Source organism: Xanthomonas sp. SHU 308 (assembly GCF_000364645.1).
Classification (GTDB): domain Bacteria; phylum Pseudomonadota; class Gammaproteobacteria; order Xanthomonadales; family Xanthomonadaceae; genus Xanthomonas_A; species Xanthomonas_A sontii.
Genome location: NZ_AQOK01000770.1, coordinates 20960 through 30117 on the forward strand (window position 1 = coordinate 20960; position 9158 = coordinate 30117).

Annotated in this window: 7 protein-coding genes; 2 read left to right on the forward strand and 5 right to left on the reverse strand. The window is 67.5% G+C overall.

The genetic code is table 11. From position 1 onward, the window contains the following. Positions 1-2: 2 nt before the first annotated feature. The 4 genes from D588_RS0120125 to folD all read right to left on the reverse strand — a co-directional run bounded on the left by D588_RS0120125 (position 3) and on the right by folD (position 5827). On the reverse strand, positions 3-1259 hold the full coding sequence (locus D588_RS0120125) for a site-specific integrase (protein WP_017917280.1): 1257 nt from the start codon (positions 1257-1259) through the stop codon (positions 3-5). A gap of 301 nt (positions 1260-1560) precedes the next feature. After that, positions 1561-3126, reverse strand: coding sequence for a glutamine-hydrolyzing GMP synthase (gene guaA, locus D588_RS0120130; protein WP_017917281.1), 1566 nt, complete (start codon positions 3124-3126; stop codon positions 1561-1563). A gap of 100 nt (positions 3127-3226) precedes the next feature. After that, entirely contained in the window at positions 3227-4684 is a 1458-nt protein-coding gene (gene guaB, locus D588_RS0120135) for an IMP dehydrogenase (protein ID WP_017917282.1), read from the reverse strand. A 231-nt stretch (positions 4685-4915) separates the two neighbouring features. Beyond that, positions 4916-5827: a bifunctional methylenetetrahydrofolate dehydrogenase/methenyltetrahydrofolate cyclohydrolase FolD gene (gene folD, locus D588_RS0120140; RefSeq protein WP_017917283.1), complete on the reverse strand. Its 912-nt coding sequence runs from the start codon at positions 5825-5827 to the stop codon at positions 4916-4918. A gap of 51 nt (positions 5828-5878) precedes the next feature. On the opposite strand from folD, the gene D588_RS0120145 reads away from it, so the two are divergent. Further along, complete coding sequence (locus tag D588_RS0120145) at positions 5879-6175, forward strand: DUF1244 domain-containing protein (protein WP_017908093.1); 297 nt, start codon at positions 5879-5881, stop codon at positions 6173-6175. Between the two features lie 2 nt (positions 6176-6177). After that, entirely contained in the window at positions 6178-6951 is a 774-nt protein-coding gene (locus tag D588_RS0120150) for an alpha/beta fold hydrolase (RefSeq protein ID WP_017917284.1), read from the forward strand. A gap of 198 nt (positions 6952-7149) precedes the next feature. On the opposite strand, the gene D588_RS0120155 is transcribed toward D588_RS0120150, so the two are convergent. After that, the gene (locus tag D588_RS0120155) at positions 7150-8997 is read right to left on the reverse strand and encodes a monovalent cation:proton antiporter-2 (CPA2) family protein (protein ID WP_017917285.1); all 1848 of its coding nucleotides are present in this window, start codon (positions 8995-8997) and stop codon (positions 7150-7152) included. Positions 8998-9158: the final 161 nt, after the last annotated feature.

Sequence of the window (9158 nt, forward strand, 5' to 3'; positions counted from 1 at the left end):
CGTCATACCAACGCGCTCAGCACTGGAACCGCCATGTTTTCCGGCAGCAGCTTCGGAACGTAGGTGTCACCCTGGATCCACGCATCGACCATGTTGGCCCACTCCTGCAGCATGTGCCGGCGCTGCTCGGCGTACTCCGCCTTGTTATAGACGCCCCGGGACGAACGCCCGTCCTCATGCGCCAAACACTTCTCGATCCAGTCGCCGTTGAAGCCCACCTCGTTGAGCAACGTCGAACCTGTCCGGCGCAGGTCATGCACGGTGAAGGGCTCCAGAGCCAGGCCGGCGGCCTGGGCCCGGGACGTGATGAGCTGGGTCACCCGGTTCAACGTCGCGTGCGACATGCAACGCGTCGGCTCGTAGCGAGAGGGCAGCACGTACTTCGAGCCCGCCGCACAGGTGTGCAACGCCACGAGGATGTCGAGCGCCTGCCGGGACAGATAGACGACGTGCGGCTTCCGTCCCTTCATGCGCTCCTTGGGGATGGTCCAGGTCGCGTTCTCGAAGTCGATTTCGCTCCACATCGCCTCGATCAGCTCGCTCTTGCGCACCAGGGTCAGCAGGACCATGCGCAGCGCCAGGCGGATCGTCGGGTAGGTCGCGATGGACTCCAACTGGTGGAAGGCCAACCGGATCTCGGTCGGAGACAGCGCCCGGTCCTTCGGCACGAAGGTGGCGATCGAGGCCGCCGCCACGTCGTTGGCCGGGTTGTCCACCCGCTCGCCATGCAGGATGGCGAAGGCATAGACCTGCTTCACGATGTCGCGGACGTGCACCGCCGTGGCGGGCGCCCCGCGCGCCTTCACCTTGTGGCACAGGGCCCGCAGGTCATCGCCGGTGATCTCGTTGAGCAGCCGGTTCTGGAACACGGGCAGGATGTCGCGGTCGACCACGTGCTTGCGCATCGCGCGCGTGCTGTCGGCCATCTTGGCGTCCGCCAGCCACTTGAGCGCCACATCTCCGAAGCTCTTGGCCGCGGTCAGCCGACGCTTCTCGCGCTGCTTCTCCAGCGCCGGCGAGCGGCCCGCAGCAACGGCCTTCTTGGCGTCGAGCAGCTTTTCGCGGGCCATCGCCAGGGAGATGCCGCCGGGGCCATAGCGCCCGATGGTCAAGGTCTCGCGGCGCCCGTTGAGACGGTAATCGTAGCGGAAGGTGACGGTACCGACCGGCGATACCGTCACGTACATCCCATCCCGGTCAGAAGCCTTGTAAGTCAAGGACTTAGGCTTCAGGTTGCGCAGTGCAGTGTCGGTCAACATCGAGGTTTTTCCTCCTGTTCGTGACGGCTTTTACCGTCAGGGGTCAGGAGACCCGTCGATGCCCGGAAAGCCGCATAAAACAAGCTTTCCTGAGGAGTGTTTTACCGTCAAAGACCGGTTTGGTCTCAATAGTAAACGGGAGGGTCTTGATCAGACTTCCGGTTCGTACCGTCAGCTCTACCGTCAACTCATTTCGCTGGCCGGCGATAGCCACCGATAGCCGCCGTGACGTATTTCCTTTTAAATCAACACGTTACGGTGGTTTTTCGATTGCTGGCGATAGTCCCCGAAGGACCTGATTTCACTCCCACTCGATCGTCGCCGGCGGCTTCCCGGAAATGTCGTAGACAACCCGCGACACACCCCGCAACTCATTGATGATGCGATTGCTCACGGTGCCGAGGAAGTCGTACGGCAGGTGCGCCCAGTGCGCGGTCATGAAGTCGATGGTCTCCACCGCGCGCAGCGCGATCACCCATTCGTAGGCGCGGGCGTCGCCGACCACGCCGACCGACTTCACCGGCAGGAACACAGCGAAGGCCTGGCTGGTCTTGTCGTACAGGTCGGCCTTGCGCAGCTCGTCGATGAAGATCGCGTCGGCCTTGGCCAGCAGTTCGGCGTACTCGCGCTTCACTTCGCCAAGGATGCGCACGCCCAGGCCGGGGCCGGGGAACGGGTGGCGGTAGACCATGCTGCGCGGCAGGCCGAGTTCGACGCCCAGGCGCCGCACTTCGTCCTTGAACAGTTCGCGCAACGGCTCGACCAGGCCCAGCTTCATGTGCTCAGGCAGGCCACCGACATTGTGGTGACTCTTGATGACGTGGGCCTTGCCGGTCTTGCTGCCGGCCGACTCGATCACATCGGGGTAGATGGTGCCCTGCGCCAGCCACTTGGCGTTGCGGAGCTTGTTCGACTCTTCGTCGAAGATCTCCACGAACAGGTTGCCGATGATCTTGCGCTTGGCTTCCGGGTCGCTGACGCCGGCCAGCGCCTGGAAGTAGCGGTCGGCGGCGTTGACGCGGATCACCTTGACGCCCATGTGCTCGGCGAACATCGCCATCACCTGGTCGCCTTCCTGCCAGCGCAGCAGCCCGGTGTCGACGAACACGCAGGTCAGCTTGTCGCCGATCGCCTTGTGCAGCAGCGCGGCGACCACCGACGAATCCACACCGCCGGACAGGCCGAGGATCACCTCGTCGTCGCCGACCTGGGCGCGCACGCGGGCGATCTGGTCGTCGATGATGTTGGCCGCGGTCCATAGCGTGGCGCAGCCGCACACGTCGACCACGAAGCGGCGCAGCAGGGTCTGGCCCTGCAGGGTGTGGGTGACTTCCGGATGGAACTGCACGCCGTACCAGCGCTTGACCTCGTTGGCCATGGCCGCGACCGGGATGCGGTCGGTGACGGCGGTGATGGTGAAGCCCGGCGGCACCTGCGACACGTGGTCGCCGTGGCTCATCCACACGTTCAAGCGCGACGCGCCTGCGTGATCGGTCAATCCGGAGAACAGCGCATCGGCAGCGACCACCTCGACCTCGGCATGGCCGAACTCGCGCTGGTCCGCCGCTTCGGTGGCGCCACCGAGCTGCGCGGCCAGGGTCTGCATGCCGTAGCAGATACCGAAGATCGGCAGGCCGCTGTCGAACACTTCCTGCGGCGCGGCCGGCGCACCCGGCAGCGTGGTCGATTCCGGGCCGCCGGAGAGGATGATGCCCTTGGCGCCGAAGCCGGCGATCTCGGCCGGATCGTGGTCCCACGCCCAGATCTCGCAATACACGCCCAGTTCGCGAATGCGCCGCGCGATCAACTGCGTGTACTGCGCACCGAAATCGAGGATGAGGATCTTGTCGCTGTGGATGTTGGTCATTGGGGCCGGGAATCGGGAACGGGGAATCGGGAATGGGCAAAGCGGTGCAGACGCTGGTTCATCGATTCCCGACTCCCGATTCCCCATTCCCGGATGGGCGTCAGCCCATCCTGTAGTTCGGCGGTTCCTTGGTGATCTGCACGTCGTGGACGTGGCTTTCGCGCTGGCCGGCACCGGTGATGGTGACGAACTTGGGCTTGGTGCGCATGTCCTCGATGGTGGCGCAGCCCACGTAACCCATGGTCGCGCGCAGGCCGCCGATCAACTGGTGGATGATGCCGCTGAGTGGACCGCGGTACGGCACGCGGCCTTCGATGCCTTCCGGCACCAGCTTGTCGGCGTCGGAGGCGTCCTGGAAGTAACGGTCCTTGCTGCCCTTCTCCATCGCGCCCAGGCTGCCCATGCCGCGGTAGCTCTTGTAGCTGCGGCCCTGGAACAGTTCGACTTCGCCCGGCGCTTCCTCGGTGCCGGCGAACAGGCCGCCGACCATCACCGTGGAGGCGCCGGCGACCAGCGCCTTGCCGATGTCGCCGGAGTAGCGGATGCCGCCGTCGGCGATCAGCGGGATGCGGTCCTGCAGCGCCTCGGCGACCATGTCGATCGCGGTGATCTGCGGCACGCCGACGCCAGCGACCACGCGCGTGGTGCAGATCGAGCCGGGACCCACGCCGACCTTGACCGCGTCGGCGCCGGCGTCCATCAGCGCCAGCGCGGCGTCGCCGGTGACGATGTTGCCGCCGATCACCTGCAGCTGCGGGTAGGTCTTCTTGACCCAGGCCACGCGGTCGATGACGCCCTGCGAATGGCCGTGCGCGGTGTCGACGATGACCACGTCCACGCCGGCCGCGGCCAGCAGTTCGATGCGCTGCTCGGTATCGCCGCCGACGCCCACCGCGGCGCCGACCAGCAGCCGCGTGGCGGCGTCCTTGGCGGCGTTGGGGTTGTCGGTCTTCTTCTGGATGTCCTTGACCGTGATCAGGCCGCGCAGCTCGAAGCCGTCGTTGACTACCAGGATCTTCTCGATGCGGTGGCGGTGCAGCAACTGCAGCACTTCCTCGTCGCTGGCACCTTCGCGCACGGTGACCAGGCGATCCTTCTTGGTCATGATGTGGCGGACCGGATCGTCGAGCTTCTTCTCGAAGCGCATGTCGCGGCTGGTGACGATGCCGACCAGCTCGCTGCCGTCCACCACCGGCACGCCGGAGATGTTGCGGGCGCGGGTGAGTTTGAGCACCTCGCCGATGGTGGTCTCCGGACCGACCGTGAACGGCTCGGTGATGACGCCGGCCTCGAACTTCTTGACCTTGGCCACTTCGGCCGCCTGCTGCGCCGGGGTCAGGTTCTTGTGGATGATGCCGATGCCGCCGAGCTGGGCCATGGCCACCGCCAGGCGGTGCTCGGTGACCGTGTCCATCGCGGCCGAGAGGATCGGCAGTTTCAGGCGCAGGTCGCGGGTCAGCCGGGTTTCCAGGCTGACGTCCTTGGGCAGGACGGTCGAATGGGCGGGGACGAGCGAGACGTCGTCGTAGGTGAGAGCTTCAGCCTGGATGCGCAGCATCGGCGGACCCGAGTGTGGGGAAGCGCGGCATTTTAACGCATTTGGGGCGGGGATTGGGGATTCGGAAGTGGGGATTCGTCAAGACGGCGCTCTGCGCGGTCGGGCCGTTTGCCTCTCTTTCAGCAGGGCGATCTCGACGGCCTGCCGATCCCGCATACAAACCGGAAAGGCCGTGCATGCGCTTTTGCTGTTGCCTTTAACGAATCCCGAATCCCCAATCCCGCGCAGCCTTCAACGAATCCCCGATCCCGAATCCCGACTCCCCGCCGCCTCAGCGGCCTCGATCGTGTTCTGCATCAGCGTGGCCACGGTCATCGGCCCGACCCCGCCCGGCACCGGCGTAATCCAGCTGGCGCGCTGCGCCGCCGCGTCGAAGCCGACGTCGCCGACCAGGCGGCCGTCGTCCAGGCGGTTGATGCCGACGTCGATCACCACCGCGCCGGGCTTGACCCACTCGCCCGGGATCAGCCCCGGCCGGCCCACCGCCACCACCAGGATGTCGGCATCGCGCACCCGCGCCTGCAGCACCTCAGGCGGGGTGAACTTGTGGCAGCAGCTGACCGTGCAGCCGGCGATCAGCAGTTCCAGCGCCATCGGCCGGCCGACGTGGTTGCTGACGCCGACGATGGTGGCATTGCGCCCGCGCACCGGCTGGTCGGTGTGCGCCAGCAGGGTGACGATGCCGCGCGGCGTGCACGGGCGCAGGCCGAATTCGCGCAGCGCCAGGTGGCCGACGTTCTCCGGATGGAAGCCGTCCACGTCCTTGCGCGGATCGATGCGGTGGATCAGCCGGCTCGCATCGGGGATGCCCGGCAGCGGCAACTGCACCAGGATGCCGTGGATCTTGGGATCGGCATTGAGCCGGTCGATCAGCGCCAGCAGTTCGGCTTCGCTGGTGCCCGCCGGCAGGTCGTAGTCGAACGCCTCGATGCCCACCTTCTCGGCCGCGCGGCGCTTGTTGCGCACGTACACCGCCGAGGCCGGATCGCCGCCCACCAGCACCACCGCCAGCCCGGGCCGCGGTTGCCCGGCCGCCAGCCGCGCGTCGACACGCGCCTTGAGCTCGTCGAGCAGGTCTTCGGCGATGCGCCGCCCGTCGAGGATGCGGGCCGGGACGGAGGAGACGGGCGCGGAATCGGTCATCGGGGCGGGCGGGTGTAGAGTCGGGGGATGTCCATTGTCCCCGATTCCGCCATGACCGACACCACCCGCATCGAGGCCGCCGCCTTCCGTCGCCTGCTGCAGCACCTCAATCAGGCCCGCCCTGACGTGCAGAACATCGACCTGATGATCCTGGCCGGGTTCTGTCGCAACTGCCTGGCCGACTGGTACCGCGAGGCGGCGGCCGCCGAAGGCGAAGACCTCAGCAAGGAACAGGCGCGCGAGCGCGTCTACGGCATGCCGTTCGCCGACTGGAAGGCGCAGCACCAGGCCGAGGCCACGCCTGAACAACTGGCCGCCTTCGCCGAGGCGCAGCGCAAGCACGGCTAGCGATGCTGCGTTACACCGCGATCGCGGCGGCCATTCTCGCCGCGGCCTATGTGGTGATCTGCGCCCTGCTCTACCTGGGCCAGCGCGACCTGCTGTATTTCCCGCAGGGCACGCGGGTGGCACCGGCGCAGACCGATTTCGCGCTGCGTCGCGGCGCGGACGTGGAGCTGCGCGGCTGGCAGGTCAATCCCGGTCGCGACAAGGTGCTGCTGTACTTCGGCGGCAATGCCGAGGATCTGCGTTTCGCACGCGCGCAGTTGCAGGCCGCCCTGCCCGACCACAGCCTCTACCTGCTCGCCTACCGTGGCTACGGCGCCAGCGACGGCAAGCCCAGCGAGAACGCACTGGTGGGCGATGCCGTGGCGCTGTACGACCATGTGCGCGCCGCGCAGCCGCAGGCACAGATCGCGGTGCTGGGGCGCAGCCTGGGCAGCGGCGTGGCCAGCCAACTGGCGGCGCGGCGCGCGGTGGCGCAGCTGGTGCTGGTGACGCCGTTCGACAGCCTGGTGTCGGCGGCGCAGGCGCACTACCCCTGGGCGCCGGTGCGCTGGCTGCTGCGCGATCGCTACGACTCGGCGCGCGCCTTGCGCGCCTATCGCGGCCCACTGCTGATCCTGCGCGCCGGCCGCGACCAAGTGGTGCCGCCGACCAGCACCGATGCCCTGCTCGAGGCCCTGCCGCATCGCCCGACCGTGGTCGCCTTCGCGCAGGCCGACCACAACGACATCAGCGACGATCCGGGCTACGTGCGGGCGCTGCAGGCGTTCTTGCGCTGAGGCGGCATCGCTCGGGCGGGGTACTCGAAAGGTACCCGGGAGTCGACTGTCATGCAGCCACGACGCGCGAAGTGGTGCGTGCTTCCGAAAGCGCAATGCGTCGGGACTGAAGTCCCTCCCACAGTGCATCCGGCGGGCTCGTCGCAAGTCCCTATCGGTTCCCCCACGGGCACCGCACACAATGCTGCCTTGCCGTGGCTAATCGCCGCGACGCGGCTCGCCGGTCTCGACCGGCACGCCTTCCGGATTGAGCGTGCGGCTCTCGCGCCGCGGCGGCGTGAACGGAGTCGGGGTCGGCACCACTGGGGTGATGTTGCCGTACATCAGTCCCCTGCCAGCACGCACGTCACCGGCGGCGATCTCCAGTTCCAGCCGCTCGGCATCGCGGCGGCGGATCTCGCGGGCGATGGAGCGCGCCTCGCTCTCCTCCATGCCCAGTTCGATCAGCGCGGCCTGGCCGAATTCCACAGCCGATTCGAAGGTCTCGCGGATGTGGTAATCCACGCCAGCGGCGATCAACTCCAGCGCGTGTTCGCGGTCGTAGGAGCGCACCAGCAGCTTGGCCTGCGGAAACTCGGTGGTGGCCAGTTCGACGATGCGGTTGGCCGCTTCGCGGTTGTCCACGCACACCGCGATGGCACGGGCGCTGTGCGCGCCGGAGGCATGCAGCACGTCCAGACGCGTGCCGTCGCCGTAGTAGATCTTGAAGCCGAACTTGGCCGCGCTCTGGATCATCTCGATGTCGTTGTCGATGATGGTCACGTCCACGTCGCGCGCCAGCAGCGACTGGCTGGCGACCTGGCCGAAGCGGCCGAAACCGATGATCAGCACGCTGCCGGTGAGGCCGTCGGCCGCATCCACGCCTTCCATCGATGGCGCCTCCACCGGCGCCCAGCGCCGGTACAGCAGCACGAACAGCGGCGTCAGCGCCATCGACAGCACCACGATGGCGGTCAGGTTGGCATTGATCTGCGCGTCGATGACGCCGGCACCGCTGGCGGCGGCAAACAGCACGAAGGCGAACTCGCCGCCCTGCGCCATCAGCACGCCGCGATCCAGCGCCTGCGCATGGCCGCTGCCGGTGAGCCGCGCGACCAGATAGATGCACGCGGCCTTGGCCGCCATGAAGGCAAGCACACCGCTGAGGATCAGCGTCCAGTTGGCCGCCACCACCGCCAGGTTCAGCGCCATGCCGACACCGAGGAAGAACAGCCCCAGCAGGATGCCGCGGAACGGTTCGATGTCGGCTTCGATCTGGTGGCGGAAGGTCGATTCGGACAGCAGCACGCCGGCCAGGAACGCGCCCATTGCCATCGACAGCCCGCCGAGCTGCATCAGCAGCGCCGCGCCCAGCACCACCAGCAGGGCGGCCGCGGTCATCACCTCACGCGCCTTGGCCGCCGCCAGCAGCCGGAACAGCGGGTTGAGCAGCCAGCGCCCCGCCGCCAGCAGGCCGACGATCGCCGCGGCGCCGATACCGATGCCGATCCAGCGCGACGGCGCAGACGCGTCCGCCGGCACCGGCGCCATCCACGCCACCACCGCCAGCAGCGGCACGATCAACAGGTCCTCGAACAGCAGGATCGCGACGATCTTCTGCCCCGCCGGCAAGGCGATGTCGCCGCGCTCGCCGAGCAACTGCATCACCACCGCGGTGGAGGTCAGCACGAAGCCGGAGGCCGCGATGAAGGCCACCGGCAATGGAAAGCCGAAGGCCAGTCCGACCCCGGTCAGCACGCTCGCGCAGACGATGATCTGCGCGGTACCCAGGCCGAAGATCTGCTTGCGCAGGCTCCACAGGTGCGAGGGCCGCATTTCCAGGCCGATCACGAACAGGAACATGACCACGCCCAATTCGGCGACGTGCAGGATCGCCTGCGGATCGGAGAACCAGCCCAGGCCGAACGGCCCGATCGCCAGGCCGGCGGCGAGATAGCCGAGCACCGACCCCAGGCCGAGCCTGCGAAACACCGGCACCGCCACCACGGCCGCGCCGAGCAGCGCTACCACCTTGATCAATTCGCTGCTGTCGGCTGGACTGGTCATGCGCCGATTCTACGCACAAGGCCGCAGCATCCCCATGGAGCGGGATGCGACATGAGACGCGGCGCACTGCGTGCTGCGCGCAAGGAACCTTTTGTGCGACATGCAAGCGGTCGCGCGCTGTGTGCCGCACCCTCACCCCAACCCCTCTCCCGACGGGAGAG